Source organism: Variovorax sp. SRS16 (assembly GCF_901827165.1).
Taxonomy (GTDB): domain Bacteria; phylum Pseudomonadota; class Gammaproteobacteria; order Burkholderiales; family Burkholderiaceae_C; genus Variovorax.
The window spans coordinates 4,928,897-4,944,171 of sequence record NZ_LR594666.1; the positions used below are offsets into that span (position 1 = coordinate 4,928,897).

General features: G+C 64.3%; 16 protein-coding genes and 1 pseudogene. 12 read left to right on the forward strand and 5 right to left on the reverse strand.

The window, feature by feature from the left end; genetic code table 11:
- Positions 1-10: 10 nt before the first annotated feature.
- Positions 11-967, reverse strand: a complete 957-nt coding sequence (locus tag E5P2_RS23810; protein WP_162569602.1) for a LysR family transcriptional regulator — start codon at positions 965-967, stop codon at positions 11-13.
- Between the two features lie 110 nt (positions 968-1,077).
- Between E5P2_RS23810 and E5P2_RS23815 the strand changes: the two genes are divergently transcribed.
- From E5P2_RS23815 to E5P2_RS23835, 5 genes are all read left to right on the forward strand, one after another.
- Complete coding sequence (locus E5P2_RS23815) at positions 1,078-2,157, forward strand: LLM class flavin-dependent oxidoreductase (RefSeq protein ID WP_162569603.1); 1,080 nt, start codon at positions 1,078-1,080, stop codon at positions 2,155-2,157.
- 145 nt (positions 2,158-2,302) lie between these two features.
- Positions 2,303-3,289 carry a Bug family tripartite tricarboxylate transporter substrate binding protein gene (locus tag E5P2_RS23820; RefSeq protein WP_162569604.1) on the forward strand — a complete coding sequence of 329 codons (987 nt, stop codon included), beginning with the start codon at positions 2,303-2,305 and terminating at the stop codon, positions 3,287-3,289.
- Between the two features lie 138 nt (positions 3,290-3,427).
- Positions 3,428-4,495: an LLM class flavin-dependent oxidoreductase gene (locus tag E5P2_RS23825; RefSeq protein WP_162569605.1), complete on the forward strand. Its 1,068-nt coding sequence runs from the start codon at positions 3,428-3,430 to the stop codon at positions 4,493-4,495.
- A gap of 99 nt (positions 4,496-4,594) precedes the next feature.
- Positions 4,595-5,323, forward strand: coding sequence for a flavin reductase family protein (locus tag E5P2_RS23830; RefSeq protein WP_232080813.1), 729 nt, complete (start codon positions 4,595-4,597; stop codon positions 5,321-5,323).
- Positions 5,324-5,350: 27 nt separating this feature from the next.
- Complete coding sequence (locus tag E5P2_RS23835; RefSeq protein ID WP_162569607.1) at positions 5,351-6,124, forward strand: SDR family NAD(P)-dependent oxidoreductase; 774 nt, start codon at positions 5,351-5,353, stop codon at positions 6,122-6,124.
- A gap of 22 nt (positions 6,125-6,146) precedes the next feature.
- Here the strand turns inward: E5P2_RS23835 and E5P2_RS23840 are convergent.
- Positions 6,147-6,275, reverse strand: a pseudogene (locus E5P2_RS23840) (porin); the annotation flags it as partial.
- A gap of 246 nt (positions 6,276-6,521) precedes the next feature.
- On the opposite strand from E5P2_RS23840, the gene E5P2_RS23845 reads away from it, so the two are divergent.
- Together E5P2_RS23845 and E5P2_RS23850 are read left to right on the forward strand one after the other, a co-directional pair.
- Positions 6,522-6,761, forward strand: coding sequence for a hypothetical protein (locus E5P2_RS23845; protein WP_162569608.1), 240 nt, complete (start codon positions 6,522-6,524; stop codon positions 6,759-6,761).
- A 206-nt stretch (positions 6,762-6,967) separates the two neighbouring features.
- Entirely contained in the window at positions 6,968-7,609 is a 642-nt protein-coding gene (locus tag E5P2_RS23850) for a LamB/YcsF family protein (protein ID WP_162570631.1), read from the forward strand.
- Positions 7,610-7,752: 143 nt separating this feature from the next.
- On the opposite strand, the gene E5P2_RS23855 is transcribed toward E5P2_RS23850, so the two are convergent.
- The gene (locus E5P2_RS23855; RefSeq protein WP_232080814.1) at positions 7,753-8,766 is read right to left on the reverse strand and encodes a LysR family transcriptional regulator; all 1,014 of its coding nucleotides are present in this window, start codon (positions 8,764-8,766) and stop codon (positions 7,753-7,755) included.
- A 110-nt stretch (positions 8,767-8,876) separates the two neighbouring features.
- Here E5P2_RS23855 and E5P2_RS23860 point away from each other — a divergent pair, with 110 nt between their 5' ends.
- The 5 genes from E5P2_RS23860 to E5P2_RS23880 all read left to right on the forward strand — a co-directional run bounded on the left by E5P2_RS23860 (position 8,877) and on the right by E5P2_RS23880 (position 12,867).
- Positions 8,877-9,602, forward strand: a complete 726-nt coding sequence (locus tag E5P2_RS23860) for an RraA family protein (RefSeq protein ID WP_162569609.1) — start codon at positions 8,877-8,879, stop codon at positions 9,600-9,602.
- Positions 9,603-9,614: 12 nt separating this feature from the next.
- Positions 9,615-10,595, forward strand: a complete 981-nt coding sequence (locus E5P2_RS23865) for a D-2-hydroxyacid dehydrogenase family protein (protein ID WP_162569610.1) — start codon at positions 9,615-9,617, stop codon at positions 10,593-10,595.
- A gap of 56 nt (positions 10,596-10,651) precedes the next feature.
- Positions 10,652-11,611 (forward strand): Bug family tripartite tricarboxylate transporter substrate binding protein, encoded by a 960-nt coding sequence (locus E5P2_RS23870; RefSeq protein WP_232080815.1) that lies wholly within the window; start codon positions 10,652-10,654, stop codon positions 11,609-11,611.
- A 51-nt stretch (positions 11,612-11,662) separates the two neighbouring features.
- Entirely contained in the window at positions 11,663-12,451 is a 789-nt protein-coding gene (locus E5P2_RS23875) for an SDR family NAD(P)-dependent oxidoreductase (protein ID WP_162569611.1), read from the forward strand.
- A 218-nt stretch (positions 12,452-12,669) separates the two neighbouring features.
- Positions 12,670-12,867: a hypothetical protein gene (locus E5P2_RS23880; RefSeq protein WP_162569612.1), complete on the forward strand. Its 198-nt coding sequence runs from the start codon at positions 12,670-12,672 to the stop codon at positions 12,865-12,867.
- Positions 12,868-13,262: 395 nt separating this feature from the next.
- Here the strand turns inward: E5P2_RS23880 and dmpG are convergent, their stop codons facing one another.
- Together dmpG and E5P2_RS23890 are read right to left on the reverse strand one after the other, a co-directional pair.
- Positions 13,263-14,312 (reverse strand): 4-hydroxy-2-oxovalerate aldolase, encoded by a 1,050-nt coding sequence (gene dmpG, locus E5P2_RS23885; protein WP_162569613.1) that lies wholly within the window; start codon positions 14,310-14,312, stop codon positions 13,263-13,265.
- Positions 14,309-15,268 carry an acetaldehyde dehydrogenase (acetylating) gene (locus tag E5P2_RS23890; protein ID WP_162569614.1) on the reverse strand — a complete coding sequence of 320 codons (960 nt, stop codon included), beginning with the start codon at positions 15,266-15,268 and terminating at the stop codon, positions 14,309-14,311. The genes dmpG and E5P2_RS23890 overlap by 4 nt, the downstream gene beginning before the upstream one ends.
- Between the last annotated feature and the right edge of the window lie 7 nt (positions 15,269-15,275).

Genomic DNA, 15,275 nt, shown 5'->3' on the forward strand with positions numbered 1-15,275 from the left:
CCGCGCCGGGTTATGACGCCGGCGGGGCATCGAGTCCGGCGGCTTTGCCATGGGCAGCAAACCGCAACTCGGGTCCGGCCACGCGCTCACCCACAAAATCCAGAAACAAGCGGATCTTGGCGGGGATGATGGGCGTGTCCAGAATGGTGGCGTACATGCCCTCGTCAAAGCCCTTGTTGGTGATGCGATAGTCGCTCAACACCCTGACAAGCCGGCCCTGACGGATGTCGTTGTGCACGGTGTAGTCATCCAGCAGCGCCAGGCCCTCACCCAGACGGGCGAGTTCCAGCAGCGCAATGCCGCTGTTGCTCACATGGCGGGGCTTGAAGGCGATTTCGCTGATCTGCGCCTCTTGCTTGAACAGCCACGTGTATTCATCGCCGGGCAACTGATAGGCCAGGCATTCATGCACGAGGATGCTTTCGGGCGCCTGCAGACCGGGTTTGCTGGCCAGGTACGCGGGCGCTGCAACGAGATGACGGTCACTCTGGAAAAGCATGCGGCGCTTCACGCCGGCCTCCACGGGTGGCGAGATGCGAAAGTCGATATCGATCTGGCTGCGCCGCAGGTCCACAGGCGCCTCGGCCAAAGTGAGTTCAATGTGAATCTCGGGATAGAGTTTGCGGAATGCGGCGATCAGGGGTGGCAACACGCCCAGGCCGAACATCATGCGCGAGTGCACGCGCAGCAAGCCCTGCGGTGCGCTGCTGATGGCGGTGATGTTGCCTTGCAGTTCGTTGATGCGCCAGAGGATGCCCTCCAGTTGACGCGCATACTCCTGCCCCGACTCGGTCAGCGCGACCTGGCGCGTGGAGCGCAGCAGAAGCTTGACCTTCAACTCGTCTTCGATGTCGGTGATCATGCGCGAGACCCCCGTGGCGGATATGCCGAAGCGACGCGCCGTCTCGGAAAAATTCCGGGTCTGGGAGATCGACAGAAACAACTCCATGGCGCGCAATCTATCCATGAATCCTCCGGTTTTCGCAGTTCAGATCTGCAGTTTTTGCCGTAACCAATTCAGTTCGCCTCTCTAGAATTTGACAGCCCTTGGGGGCGTCATTTTTGCGGAGACAAGACATGGAATTCGGAGTATTCATTCTGGCCCAGCAGCGGGGCTACCACCAGACTTCGCAGCAGGTCATCCACAACTCCATCCAGCAAACCGTCGCGGCGGAGCAGGCGGGATTTCATAACGCCTGGTATGCCGAGCACCACTTCAACAACTACTCGCTCTCTCCGTCTCCGCTGATGATGGTGGCCCACATGGCGGCCAGGACGCAGCGCATACGTCTGGGCACTGCCGTCTGCATCCTGCCACTCTACCAGCCCGCGCGTTTCCTGGCGGAGGTAGGTTTCGTGGACACCGTCTCCAACGGCCGGCTGGACCTGGGAGTGGGCTCGGGCTATCAGGAGTTCGAGTTCGAGCGTTTCGGCGTGAAGATTGCCAACTCGGGCGCGATCTACAACGAGTTCCTGGACATCCTTCCCAAGGGCCTCACCCAGAAGATCTTCGAGTACGAAGGCCAGTTCCTCAAGATGCCTCCCAGTTCCATTGCGGTGCGCTGCGTACAAAGCCCCATGCCACCGGTGTGGATCACATCGGGCAATCCGGTCACGCTGGGCCGCGGCGTGCGAGAGAACTACAACCTCTTCGTGACCGCACTGCTCAATGGCAGAGAGGCCATTCAGGGCCTGCGTGAACGCCTGGTGAAAGTGGCCAGCGACAACGGCAAGGATCTGGACCGTGACGTGAAGTTCGGCTTCCTGCGCTGCGCCTATGCCTCCGACAACAACGCCGAGATCGATGCCTATCTGGATTGCGCGCGCTTTCAGCGACGCATTTCCGAGAGCCTGAAATTCCGCCGCTCGCAATCCGACGACGGCTACATGATCAAGGAAGTGCCGTCCGAGACGGACCCCACGATCGAACAGTTGCGCAAGAATCTTCCGGTGGGCTCGGTCAACGAAGTCATCGACAAGATGCTGGAAGAGATCAGCATCCTGCGCCCCAAGCACATCGCATTGCAGACCCAGTTGGGCGACTTCGATCAGAAGACCATGCTCAGGCAGATCGAGCTCTGGGGTGAAAAAATCATTCCCGCCATCCAGAAAGAGCTGGGACGCAACCAGCCAATGGCCCACGCGCTGGCCGCGTAAAGAACCTGAATCCAGGCGGCACGGGCGCGATGGCGCTCTTGTCGTCATCCCTGAAAAGCGCACCGAAGCAAGCGGTGCCGACCAGCCGGCCCCTGGTCTTTCTCCACCCCCACAATTTTTCGCGCAGCCGATGCAGGAGACAAGCATGACCCACACACCCATCCAACGACGCACCCTATTGCTCGGCAGCCTGCTGTTGGGCACCGGCGTCAAGGCCCTTGCCAGCACGGGCAACTGGCCTTCGCGCCCCATCCGTCTGGTGGTTGCCGGTTCATCGGGCGCGGGGGGCGATATCTTTGCCCGTTTGATCGCCGTGCCCTTGTCGCAAGCGCTGAAACAGCCGGTGGTGGTGGACGACAAGCCGGGTGCCAATGGCCTGATTGCGTGCGACACGGTGGCCAAGGCTGCGGGCGACGGCTACACCCTGCTGTTTGCACCGTCGTCGTCCATCCTCCTCAATCCGATGATTCACCCGAAGCTCCCTTACGACACGGACAAGGATCTGACGCCCATCACACAGGTGGGCGCCGCAGGTATCTTGCTGATCGCCAATCCGAGCACCGGCTTCAAAAATCTGGCGGACATGGTGGCCTACGCCAAGGCCCATCCCGGCAAGCTCGCGTACGGCTCATGGGGCACCGGTTCGTCCGGCCACCTGGCCATGGAAGGCATCAAGGCGCGCTACGGCCTCGACATGCCTCATGTGCCCTACAAGACGCTCGTCTCCGAAGTGACCGACCTGATCGCCAACAACATCAGCGTGGGCTTCACGGACATCCAATCCCCCATTCCGCACATGCACACCGGCCGACTGGTGGGGCTGGGCCAGACAGGCTCGCAACGCTGGCCTGCGACGAAAGAGCTGCCGACCCTTTCGGAACAAGGCTACAAGTTCGAGGCCGATGGCTGGTACGGCGTGTTTGCTCCTTCGGGAACGCCTGTTGAAATCATCGATCGGCTCAACGGCGAGATCAACCGCTTCCAGAAGACCGATGAGATACGGCAGAAGATCGAAGCGCAGAACATGATCGTGCCGCCGAGCCGCACCGCCAAGGAGTTCGCAGCGTCCATCAAGAAAGATGCCGCCATCTGGCAGAGCCTGGCGAAGACGACCGATCTGAAAGACAAATAGGCGACAGCCGATCGCCGGGATGGCGCGGTGCATCCCGCACTTTTTTGCAGTACTGAATCACGCTCCTTCTATATTCCGGATCGCCGGGTCCAACGAGAGAATTCCCTTCATCGCATCACTCCTTCGAGGTGGAACAACATGGAATTCGGCGTATTCATCCTGGCCCAGCAGCGGGGCTATCACCAGACTTCGCAGCAAGTCATCCAGAACTCGATCGAGCAGACGGTGGCGGCGGAGCAGGCAGGCTTCAACACGGCCTGGTATGCAGAGCATCACTTCAACAACTACTCGCTCTCGCCTTCGCCGCTGATGATGATTGCGCACATGGCGGCCAAGACCCGGCGCATTCGTCTGGGTTCTGCCGTATGCATTCTTCCGCTGTATCACCCCGCACGCTTCCTGGCCGAGGTGGGCTTTGTGGACACGGTGTCCAATGGCCGCCTGGAGCTCGGCATCGGCTCAGGCTACCAGGAGTTCGAGTTTCAGCGCTTCGGCGTGAAGATCGAAGACTCGGGCGCAATCTACAACGAGTTTCTGGACCTCCTGCCCAAGGGCTTGACCCAGAAGATCGTTGAATACGACGGCAAATACCTCCAGCTGCCGCCCAGCTCCATCGCCGTGCGTCCCGTGCAGGATCCGATGCCGCCGCTCTGGATCACCTCGGGCAATCCCGTCACCCTGGGGCGGGGCGTTCGCGAAGGCCACAACCTGTTCGTGACGGCGCTGCTCAACGGCACGGAAGCGATCGTGGCCTTGCGCGAGCGCCTGGAGAAGGTGGCGCAGGACAACGGCGCGGATCTCGATGACGACGTGAAGTTCGGCTTTCTGCGCTGCGCATTCGCGTCGGACAAGCAGTCCGAGATCGATGCTTACCTGGACAACGCGCGCTTTCAGCGCCGCATCTCGGAGAGTCTCAAGTTCCGCCGTGCGCAGTCCGACGATGGCTACATGGTCAAGGAAGTGCCATCGGCCACGGACCCTACGTTCGAGCAACTGCGCAAGAACCTGCCGGTGGGCTCGGTCAATCAGGTCATCGACAGGATGCTGGAAGAAATCAGCATCCTGCGCCCCAAGCACATCGCATTGCAAACGCAGCTGGGCGATTGCGACCAGCCCACCATGCTGCGCCAGATCGAGCTGTGGGGCGAAAGGATCATCCCGGCGATTCGCAAGGAAGTCGAATCGATGAACGCAGTGTCCGCCTGAAGCGCGGATCGACAGGCAGAAAGGATCGCTATGCGTGTGCACCTCACCAATGCCGGAGCCATCACCTTGTGTGAGTCCTCGGTCTTCGACCGACTCGATGTGCTGGTCGATCCGCAATCGCCGGCGCGGCTGGAGCAGGCGATCGCCCGCATAGGCAGCCGTGACGGCGCAGGCCATGTGCGGCTGTCGCCATCCGTGCTGCGCTTCCTGTCGAACCATGCCGGAGCCGCCGAATGGGAAGCCGACTTCAACGCGATGATCGGCTACGCCGCCAGCAAGGGCTGGCTGGACGATCAGGGTCGGGTGCGTGCGCATCTGACGTTCCGCGAAGCCGACGAAGTGGTGTCGGAGTCCGACTTCAAGTCCGCCATGCGCGCGCTGCCCGCCGGCATCAGCGCCGTGACCTGCGGCAGCGGCGACGAGGTGGTGGGCATGATCGTCTCCAGCCTGACGTCGATCTCGGCAGATCCGCCGATGGTGGGCTTCTTTGCGCACCAGAACTCCTCCATCCGCGCGAAGTTGCTGGAGAGCGGCCGCTTTGCAGCCAACGTGCTGGGCGAAGAGCATCGCGACGTGATCTCCACCTTTCTGAGTGCGCCCCAAGGTCCCGCCCGCTTCGCCACTGGCAGCTGGGCAGAAGGTGATCACCAGGTCCCCGTGCTGACCGATGCGCTCGCCAGCATGGAGTGCGACATCGTGTGCACGCATCCGTTGGGCACGCATGATCTCATCGTGGGCAAGATCCGCAAGACGGCGTGTTCCTCCTCGAATCCGGTGGTGCATTTCAATGCGGCGACGCACAGCCTGGTGCCGGTGCAGACGCACTGACCTTTCCACACTTTCACTCTGCAACCCATGCCCTCTTCCACCACATTCGATCGCAACGCGCTACAGGGCAAGGCGGCCGTGGTCACCGGCGCCTCCGGTGGCCTCGGCCTCGCCATCTGCCAGCATCTCCAGTCGATGGGCGCGCAGGTGGTGCAGGTCGACATCAGCTATCCGGCGGCCCCCACCGAGGCCGATGGCATGCTGGCGGTGCACTGCGACATTGCAGACCCCGCATCGATCATCGCGATGGCAGATCGGGTGCGCACGCGTTTCGGTCGTTGCGATGTGCTGGTGAACAACGCAGCCATCACTTCATCGCCAATGGGCCTCGAGGCATTCCCGATCGAGTTGTGGGACCGCATCTTCCACGTGAATCTGCGCGGCGCCTTGCTGTGCGCGCAGGCACTGGTGCCGATGATGTTCGACCAGCAAGCGGGCAGCATCATCAATGTGGCGTCGATCGCCGCGCAGGTGGCGACGCGGGTCGGCGCATACGGGCCGACCAAAGCCGCCATGCGGGCCTTGACCCACCAGATGGCGGTGGAATGGGGGCCGCGCGGCATCCGCGCGAACGCCATCAGCCCCGGCATGATCCGCACGCCGTTGTCGGAAGTGCACTACCGCGATGAGGCCAAGTTGCAGAGCCGCATGTCCAAGATCCCCGCGCGGCGCATCGGCCGCCCCGCGGACATCGCGGATGCCGTGTGCTTCCTGGCGAGCGACGCGTCCACGTACATCAACGGGCAGGACATCGTGGTCGACGGCGGATTCCTGAAGGCCTCCCTGGTCAATCTCTACTGACGGCTTTGCCGCCGCGCAGCGCTCAGAAGGCGTGGCCGATGCCGAAGTCGTAGCCGATCGAACGCGTCGGAGTGAACGCACCGGTGACAAACGCCGGGCCGCCCACGGTGAGATTGGCGCCGTTCTTGTTCCTGATGTAGGCGACCGTGGCATTTCCGAAGGAATGGTCGTCGCGCCCGGCGTGTACGACGGCATCTCCGCCCGCATGGCGGAGCGCTCGCCGTTCAGGGCGATGTACATGTCCGGCTACATGGCGGCCGCGCACCGTTCGCACCTACGAACCGCCGGCGCCTCGGCATTGCACATCGAGGACCAGGAGATGCCCAGCTTCGGAAGGCTTCGAGCGCGCCATGGCCCGCTTACATGCCTACCGCGAGGCCGGTGCCGACATCGTCTCATGGACGCGCCCACCACGGTGGAGCAGATGCGGGCGGTCGCTGCGATCCTCCCCGGCGTCATGGCGTTCCCGTCGATCGGCAGCATGGAGCGCTCGCTCGCAAAGCTTGCGAACGACGAACCCTCGGACTTCATCTCCTCGGAGATTTCACCGCACGAGCTGATGGGATTTCCGCAGGTGTGGGCAGATGAGCAGCGCTGGTGGGAGCGCTACGGCAGCGCCCCCGCCGCGCCCGTTTGATCGACAACCGACGACTGGTAAAGGACGTGCAACTGCTGCATCGGGCCCGGGTGCGATAGATGCATTCAATATGCGAGGACGCATCCGAGATCGCGTTGGCATTCGGATTCGTCCTGGTCAATATATAAGCCTCGCAAGGGTCGAGCGAGGTGACCGGGCCCAGCGTCAATCCGGAAGCCTCCAAGAACGTGGCGGCATGCACAGGAATGCCCTGCTTGTCCTGTGCGACGCTGCGCTGCGCGGCGACCGCCGATGTGCGTGTCGGCGCGCACGTGTCGTATCCGGACCTTGCCGGCTTCGGCCGGCGCGAGATGCAGATCGCCAGCCCGGACCTGCGTGCCGACGTCACCTACCAGGTCGGCGCACTGTCGGCGCTGGCCAAGGTCGCGGGCACGCGCGTGCAATACGTGAAACCGCATGGTGCGTTGTACAACACGATCGCCCACGATCACCGGCAGGCGCAGGACGTCATCGAAGCCCTTCTCGCGCTGGATGCCAGCCTGAAACTGGTGGTGCTCGCGGGCTCGCCTCTCGTCGACTGGGCGCGCGACGCTGGCTTCAGCGTAACGCAAGAGGCATTCGCGGATCGCGGCTACATGAGCGATGGCTCGCTGGTTCCGCGCAGCCGCGAAGGCGCAGTGCTGAGAGATCCCGGGCACATCGCGGAACGGATGCTGCGTTGGGTTCGCGAAGGGGTGATCGACACGATCGATGGCGACACCGTCGTCGTCGAAGCCGATTCCATTTGCGTGCACGGCGACAGCCCGGGTGCGGTATCCATCGCGAAGCACTTGCGCGAGGCCCTGCTGGAAGCCGGTGTGCGCATCGCACCGTTCTGCGAACCGTGATTCCAACTATTGAACGGGCTTGCCGCAACAAGGAAGGGCCGACCTCATCAACAGTGCCCGGCTCCATCCTATGACCCCGTGCCATCGAGCGCCAGCCACGCCCCACGCTTCGTGCGCCGGGGTCGGGCCCGCCCGATGACGAACTATCGAGAGCCCCTCACCCAGCCGGCGGCACCGCTCTCGTCGCGCACCGTTGCGCCACAAACCTCCGCCACGAGCGAGCGAAACCATTGATGGGCCGGGTGCACGTGCAGCCGCTCGTGCCAGATCAACTTGTACAGCAGCTTCTCTACCTCGAACGGCAGCTCATGTGCCACGAGCTGGTTCTTGACCATGAGCTTGCGAGCGGGACCCTGCAGAACGTCGCTGGGGACGCAGACCAGCAGGTCACTGTCGGCGACGATCCGCAGCGCGTCGGCGAAGCGGTTGACGACTGCGACCACGCTGCGGCTGCGGCCATGCAGACTGAGCCAGCTGTCGACGATGCCCATGTCCCGGCCCGACGGCGAAACGAGCACATGCCGCGCATCGGCAAATGCATCCAAGGACATCGCGCGAGCGAGTTCGTGCCCCCGCCGAATGACGCAGACGTAGTGGTCCGCGCGAAGCGCATGCACGTTGACGCTGTGGGGCAGCGCCGGAAACATCCCGACCGCGCAGTCCAGCGTGCCGCGTTCGATCGCCTCGATCGAACTGGCATTCGTGTGGTGGGAGAACGCGACACGTCCGAAGGGTGAGGCTTCATTCAGCCGCAGCGTGATGCCGGAGACCGCCTGAGACGCGAGGCTGTCAGTCACGGCGATCCGGAAGGTGGTAGCGTCCGCGCGAGGATCGAACTGCTGCGGCGCGATCGAGGCGCGCAAGACCGCAAGCGACCGATGGATCTCGGGCCACATCGCCATCATCCGCGCCGTCGGCCGCACGCCGTCGGGTACCTTGATGAACAATTCGTCGTTGGTCAGCCGGCGGGCGCGGCGAAGCGCGTTGCTGACGGCGGGCTGGCTCATGGCGAGACTGGCCGCCGCGCGTGTCACGTTGCGCTCGAGCATGACGGCTTCCAGGATGGAAACCAGATTGAGGTCCAGCCGCACGTTATTCACTGAAATGATGACGATACCGGCGAATTCTAAATTGGACGCTTGCGCCGATGCGCGCAAAGATGCGTACAGGAAATACGAAGGACGCCGAACACGCGAAGACTCGGCGTCGCACCGGCCGAGCCGCGCGGCTGCGAATCAAGAGCCGAACACAACCTACAGGACACGCAATGGCAGAAAGAAAGTTCACTGGAAAGATCGCGCCCGAGCGCATCCGCATGACGGAGCTGCCGAGGCCCGACCCGGATCTGATCGCCGGCTTCCGGTCGCTCGGCGACGCAAGCGGCATCCTGTCGGACATCATGGACGAGCTCGGCATCACGGGTGTGCTGCCCGCCAGCCGGTTCGCGCCCACGATGGCAGGCGCGTGCGTCGTCGGCCCCGCATTGACCGTGCGCAACATCGCGTTGCGCGAGCACCCGTATGAAGCCGCCCGCGCAAAAGTCAACAGGATGGCCGAGTTCGAGGCGCACAACCTCGCCGAGTCAGGCGATGTCATCGTGATCGACGGCGTGGCAGGCGTCTCGAACATGGGCGGCATCTCGGCGCAGACTGGCAAGCGCCAGGGCGAGGCTGGCGCGATCGTCAGTGGCGGCATCCGGGACGTGTCGCACTCGCGAAGCGTCGGCTACCCGGTGTGGGCCACCGAAGTGACGCCGCTGACCGGCAAATGGCGCATCGAGACAGTGGAGATCAACGGCGATGTGAACATCGGCGGCATTCGCGTTTCGCCGGGAGATGTCGTACTCGCCGACGACACCGGTGTCTGCTTCATCCCTCGAGCCAGAGCGCGCCAAGTGCTGGAACTCGCGCTGAAGAAGGCTGCCGCCGAGGATCGCAAATGCCGGCTCATCGACGAAGGCACCCCTGTCGCGGACCTGCCGACGAACGCCTGAGGCAGCCACTCCATGAACATCGCCATCCTCGACGACTACGCAGACGTCGTTCGCAAGCTCGACTGCTTCAGCCTGATAGCAGACGAGGCGGTCACTATCTACACCGACTACGTGTGCGACCTCGATGTCCTCGCCGATCGGCTCAAGGACGCGGAAGCGATCGTGCTGCTGCGCGAGAGAACGCCGGTCGACGACGCGCTGCTGCAACGCCTGCCGAAGCTCAAGGTGATCAGTCAGAACGGCCACGTTCCGCACATCGACCTCCCGGCCTGCACGCGCCATGGCGTGCTTGTCAGCGCGACCTTGACCTCGCGCCCTTCCTACGCGGCAGCCGAGCTGACGTGGGGCTTGATGATTGCTGCCCTGCGCCACATTCCGTTTGAAGTCGAAGCGCTGAAACAGGGACGGTGGCAGAGCACGATAGGAAGAGGGCTGCGGGGCCGCACGCTGGGCATCCTCGGCTATGGCCGGATCGGCAAAGTGATCGCGGGTTACGCCAAGGCTTTCGAGATGCCGGTGCTCGTGTGGGGGCGCGAAGGCAGCCGCAGCGCGGCCGTGAGCGACGGGCTCCCGATGGCGAGGGACCGCGCCGACTTCTTCCGGCGCTGCGACGTGATCTCGCTGCACTTGCGACTCAGCGACGGTACGCGCGGGAGCGTTTCGGCCGACGACTTGGCGCTCATGAAACCCACTTCGCTGCTGGTCAATACGAGCCGCGCGGAACTGATTGCCCCTGGCGCGCTGGTGGCCGCATTGAAGGCAGGCAGGCCCGGGATGGCGGCCGTCGACGTGCTGGACCACGAGCCCGTCTTCGGCGCCGCCGATCCGCTGCTCTCGCTTCCCAACGCAGTGTGTACCCCGCACATCGGCTACGTCGAGATCGACAACCACGAGACCGCCTACGGGAACGCCTTTCGGCAGGTCCTGGCCTTCAAGGCCGGTGAACCGATCGCTGTTCACAACCCGGAGGTGCTGCGCGCACCCGGGGCCTGATGGGCCGGATGCGCGCCGTACGCTCAGAACCCCACCGGAGACAGACTATGTGCTCATTGCGCGTCTACGCTTTCGTGGCGCTTGCTTTGTCGAGCCTTATCCCGGGGCTTGCCGTTGCGCAGCCCTATCCGAACAAGCCTCTCAAGATCGTCGTGCCGTTCACGCCCGGCGGCAGTCCGGACGTGCTCGCCCGTACCGTGGCGCAGAAGCTCCAGCAACTCTGGGGACAGGCAGTGATCGTGGAAAACCAGCCGGGCGCCGGCGGAGCGATTGCGGCCAAGGCCGTGGCGCGCGCGCCCGCCGACGGCTACACCTGGCTGGTGGCCCCGAACAGCGTGCTGGTCTTCGCGCCGTTGCTCGGCGCGGTACCGTATGACCCGGTCAAGGACTTCGCCCCCATTGGTCTTGCGATCTCGGTGGAGAACCTGCTCGTGGTCCATCCGGCAGTGCCGGCCCGGAACGTCAAGGAGCTGCTGACGCTCGCGAAGGCGCGACCGGGACAACTCACCTATGCCTCCGGCGGACCGGGCTCGCCGCAGAATTTCTCGATGGAGCTTCTCAAGAGCATGAGCGGAACCTCGATCCAGCACGTCCCTTACAAAGGCGCACAGGCCGCGCTGCCCGACCTGCTCGCGGGGCGCGTGGATGTGTTCATTGGCCAGGCGAACACGTTGCTGCCGCACATCGAGTCCGGGCACCTGCGGCTGCTTGCCGGTACCGACGCCAAGCGCTATGCGTCGCTGCTGCAGGTGCCGACAGTGGGCGAGGCCCTGCCTGGGTTCTCCGTCGACATCTGGTCGGGATTCGTGGCGCCGGCGGGCACGCCTGCCGATGTGATCCGCAAGGCGAATGCCGACCTTGTGCGCGTCCTCGCCATGCCGGACGTCAAGGCGGTGCTTGCCAGGCAAGGCATCGAGGTTCGTTCGAGCACGCCGGCGGAAATGGCCGCTGCCATCGATGCCGATCTGGTGCGCTGGGCCCGCGTGGTCAAAGACGCGAACATCAAGGCGGAATGAAGGGCGCCGCGGCGCGGTGCCGGTGGGGCAAGTTTGATGAGGAGAATCGAGATGGATCTGAATCTGCAAGACAAGGTGGTCCTGGTAACGGGCGGGAGCAAAGGCATCGGCCTGGCGTGCGCGAGGGCCTTTGCGGCCGAAGGCGCGCGCGTGGCGATCGCTTCGCGGAGCGAGGAGAACCTGCGCGCCGCTGCCGCCGAACTGGCCAGGGACGGCTACGACGTACTTTGCGTCGCGGCGGACTTCATCGACCCGCACAGCGCCTTCGCGGCAGTCGCGCAGGTGGAAGAGGCGCTCGGCCCGATCGACGTGCTGATCAACTCGGCCGGCGGCGCAAAGCGCGTCATGCCGGCGGAACTGAACGCGCAGGCCTGGCGGACAGCGATGGACGCCAAATACTTCAGCTATGTGCACGCGATGGACGCGGCGCTGAAGTCGATGGTCGCGCGGCGTGCAGGCTCGGTCGTCAATATCATCGGAACGGGGGGCAAGGTCGCGAGCGCGATGCACCTGCCGGGCGGGGCGGCCAACGCGGCGTTGATGCTGGTGTCCGCGGGCTTGGCGAATGCATGGGGCAGTCACGGCATCCGCGTCAACGCCATCAATCCGGGCGCGACTTACACCGACCGCGTGAAGAACTCGCTCGAGACGGAGTCGCGCCTGACCGGCAAGCCCGAGGAAGAACTGCTGAAGGCCAACGAGGCTCGGATCCCGCTGGGCCGCTACGCGCATCCGCATGAGATTGCCAACACGGCCGTCTTCCTCGCATCGGACTGTGCCAGCTACGTGACGGGCGCGCTGATCACGATGGACGGCGCCTTGACGCCCCTGGTGGTCTAGGGTTTCAGCTTGAAGTTGCCGTTCGAGTTTCGGCATCCCCCGCGCCGGTGAGCGGCCGGCTGCAACCGTGGTATTCAAGCCCGCCGAAGACACGCCCGCTCAACTCGTTCGCGCTCGTCAAGCGGGTGCAGTTTCGAGACTTCCGCCGGGCTTTCAGAGCGCCCTTCGCAATAGGCTTCTCTGGCTGCGCTGTCTGCTCGCAGAAGGTGTGAAGCTCGATGCCAATCAGCGTCCGGTCGCCGGTGGGCGCGCAAACGCTGGAATTCGGCGGAGTGGCGATCTCGCTGCACGCGCTGTATGTGATCGGTGAAGATGCCGCCGAGGCCGAACTGGCGGCCCGGCGCGAGGTGCCGGACTTCGTGCTGAAGCAACAGCCCTCGTGCACCTTTTGCCCCGGATTGCGGCGGGACAGATAAGAGCGTGCACGCCATTGATGGAGAAGATCCGGGCGGGCCTGCAGATGAGCGCCTGGAACGCCGCCGCTGCCGGGCGAGATCTTCACGCGCCGGGTGCGCAACGACTTCGCCGACCATCTCGCCAAATGGCAGGCCCAGGAGATCGACCGTCGCATGCGGCTGGCCTCGCGGCTGCTGGGCATACCGAACGCCGAGGCGCAGACGCCCTCGCGAGCGTGCACGGCGCCACGATGTCGTCGTCGTCCCGGACACCCCTTTCAGGGTCCGGCCGATGCTCGCGCCGAATGTCGTGCGCCTGTCCTTGACCGCGGCCAAGGACAAGGCCGAGCTCGAACGCGCACTGCTCACTCTCAAGTCCCTGTCGTAGCGGGGGGCGGCGCGTTATGCTGCCTTGCTCATGACAGGTGCTCGGAATGCGCGCGTTCGCAATCGCACTTGCGCAGCAAATCAAGTGCCACATCCACGATCATGTCCTCCTGGCCGCCCACCATTTTGCGTGCGCCCAGCTCGACCAGTATGTCCACAGTCTTCAGGCCATATTTCTTCGCGGCCGCTTCGGCGTGGCGCAGGAAGCTTGAATAGACGCCCGCATAGCCCAGCGCCAGCGTCTCGCGATCGACGCGCACCGGGCGGTCCTGCAGCGGGCGAACCAGGTCGTCGGCGGCGTCCATCAGCTTGAACAGATCGGTGCCGTGATGCCAGCCCTGGCGCTCGGCCGCCGCGATGAACACCTCGAGCGGCGCGTTGCCGGCACCGGCGCCCATGCCGGCCAGGCTGGCGTCGATGCGATCGCAGCCCTCTTCCACGGCCACCATCGAGTTTGCCACGCCAAGGCCCAGGTTGTGGTGCGCGTGGATCCCGGTCCGCGTGTCGGCGCTCAGCACCTCCTTGAATGCTCGGAACCGGTCCCGCACGTCGTCCATGCCGAGCGCACCACCGGAGTCGACCACGTAGACGCAGCTTGCGCCATAGCTCTCCATCAGAAGCGCCTGCTCGGCCAGTTTCCTCGGCGTGGTCATGTGGCTCATCATCAGGAAGCCCACCGGGTCCATGCCGAGTTCGCGCGCGTATTCCAGATGTTGGCGAGACACGTCGGCCTCGGTGCAGTGCGTTGCCACGCGCACGATGCGCGCGCCCGCATCGTAGGCGTTGCGCAGGTCGTGCGTGGTGCCGATGCCCGGCAACAGCAAGGTTGCGACCTTTGCGGTCTTGACCGTTTCGGCGACTGCCGCGATCCATTCGACATCGGTATGCGCACCGAAGCCATAGTTGAAGCTGGAGCCTTCCAGCCCGTCGCCATGCGCGACCTCGATGCTGTCAACGCCGGCAACGTCCAGTGCCGCGGATATCGCCTTGACGTGCGCGATGCTGTACTGGTGGCGAACGGCATGGCTGCCGTCACGCAGGGTCACGTCGCTGATGTAGAGCTTCTTGCCCGCGGTCATGCCAGCTCCTTCAGGCCGCGGGCGATGCCGCTGGCGATGCGTCGTTGCGCCATCAGATCCGCGCACGCGAGTGCGGCCGAGGTCATGATGTCGAGATTTCCGGCATAGGCCGGCAGGTAGTGTGCGGCGCCTTCGACTTCGAGGTATACCGAGGTCTTGAGCCCGTGGCGCAAGCCGAGCTTGGGCACGTTGAGCGGCCGGTCGGCGCAGATCAGGTCGAACTGCACGCGCTGCTTCAGGCGGTAACCCGGCACGTAGGCCTGCACACTCGCCACCATCTGCGCGATGCTGGCTTCCACCGCCGTCCGGTCGGCCACTTCGGACAGTACGAACACCGTGTCGCGCATGATCAGCGGCGGCTCTGCCGGGTTCAGCACGATGATCGCCTTGCCGCGCTCCGCGCCGCCGAGTTTCTCGATCGCGGCCCGAGTTGTTTCGGTGAACTCGTCGATGTTGGCGCGCGTGCCGGGGCCGGCGCTCCTGCTCGAGATCGATGCGACGATCTCGGCGTAGTGCACCTTGGCGACGCGCGATACGGCGGCCACCATGGGGATGGTCGCCTGCCCGCCGCAGGTGACCATGTTCATGTTGCTGGCGTTCTCGGCATCGAGGTTGATCGCAGGGATCACGTAAGGGCCGATGGCAGCGGGTGTCAGGTCGATGACCTGCACGCCATGGGCCTGCAGCACCTCGTCGTGGCGCTTGTGGGCACCGGCCGAGGTGGCATCGAACACGATGTCGATGTCGGGGAACACGCCGAGGCGCACCAGCCCGTCAATGCCTTCCGCCGTGGTGGCGATGCCCAAGCGCTCGGCGCGGGCCAGGCCATCGGACTTCGGGTCGACCCCGACCATGGCACCCATCTCGAGGTGCTTGCTATTGCGCATGATCTTGATCATCAGGTCGGTGCCGATGTTGCCCGGGCCGATGATTGCGACCTTGAGTGCGTTCGTCATGTTGCTT

What these genes read in the sequence shown, in the direction of transcription:
- E5P2_RS23810 (WP_162569602.1), bottom strand. Translation starts at nt 967, where the DNA reads ATGGATAGATTGCGCGCCATGGAGTTGTTTCTGTCGATCTCCCAGACC.
- E5P2_RS23815 (WP_162569603.1), top strand. Translation starts at nt 1,078, where the DNA reads ATGGAATTCGGAGTATTCATTCTGGCCCAGCAGCGGGGCTACCACCAG.
- dmpG (WP_162569613.1), bottom strand. Translation starts at nt 14,312, where the DNA reads ATGACCGCGGGCAAGAAGCTCTACATCAGCGACGTGACCCTGCGTGAC.
- E5P2_RS23890 (WP_162569614.1), bottom strand. Translation starts at nt 15,268, where the DNA reads ATGACGAACGCACTCAAGGTCGCAATCATCGGCCCGGGCAACATCGGC.
- E5P2_RS23880 (WP_162569612.1), top strand. Translation starts at nt 12,670, where the DNA reads ATGCCAATCAGCGTCCGGTCGCCGGTGGGCGCGCAAACGCTGGAATTC.
- E5P2_RS23825 (WP_162569605.1), top strand. Translation starts at nt 3,428, where the DNA reads ATGGAATTCGGCGTATTCATCCTGGCCCAGCAGCGGGGCTATCACCAG.
- E5P2_RS23850 (WP_162570631.1), top strand. Translation starts at nt 6,968, where the DNA reads ATGCCCTGCTTGTCCTGTGCGACGCTGCGCTGCGCGGCGACCGCCGAT.
- E5P2_RS23835 (WP_162569607.1), top strand. Translation starts at nt 5,351, where the DNA reads ATGCCCTCTTCCACCACATTCGATCGCAACGCGCTACAGGGCAAGGCG.
- E5P2_RS23875 (WP_162569611.1), top strand. Translation starts at nt 11,663, where the DNA reads ATGGATCTGAATCTGCAAGACAAGGTGGTCCTGGTAACGGGCGGGAGC.
- E5P2_RS23860 (WP_162569609.1), top strand. Translation starts at nt 8,877, where the DNA reads ATGGCAGAAAGAAAGTTCACTGGAAAGATCGCGCCCGAGCGCATCCGC.
- E5P2_RS23820 (WP_162569604.1), top strand. Translation starts at nt 2,303, where the DNA reads ATGACCCACACACCCATCCAACGACGCACCCTATTGCTCGGCAGCCTG.
- E5P2_RS23845 (WP_162569608.1), top strand. Translation starts at nt 6,522, where the DNA reads ATGGACGCGCCCACCACGGTGGAGCAGATGCGGGCGGTCGCTGCGATC.
- E5P2_RS23865 (WP_162569610.1), top strand. Translation starts at nt 9,615, where the DNA reads ATGAACATCGCCATCCTCGACGACTACGCAGACGTCGTTCGCAAGCTC.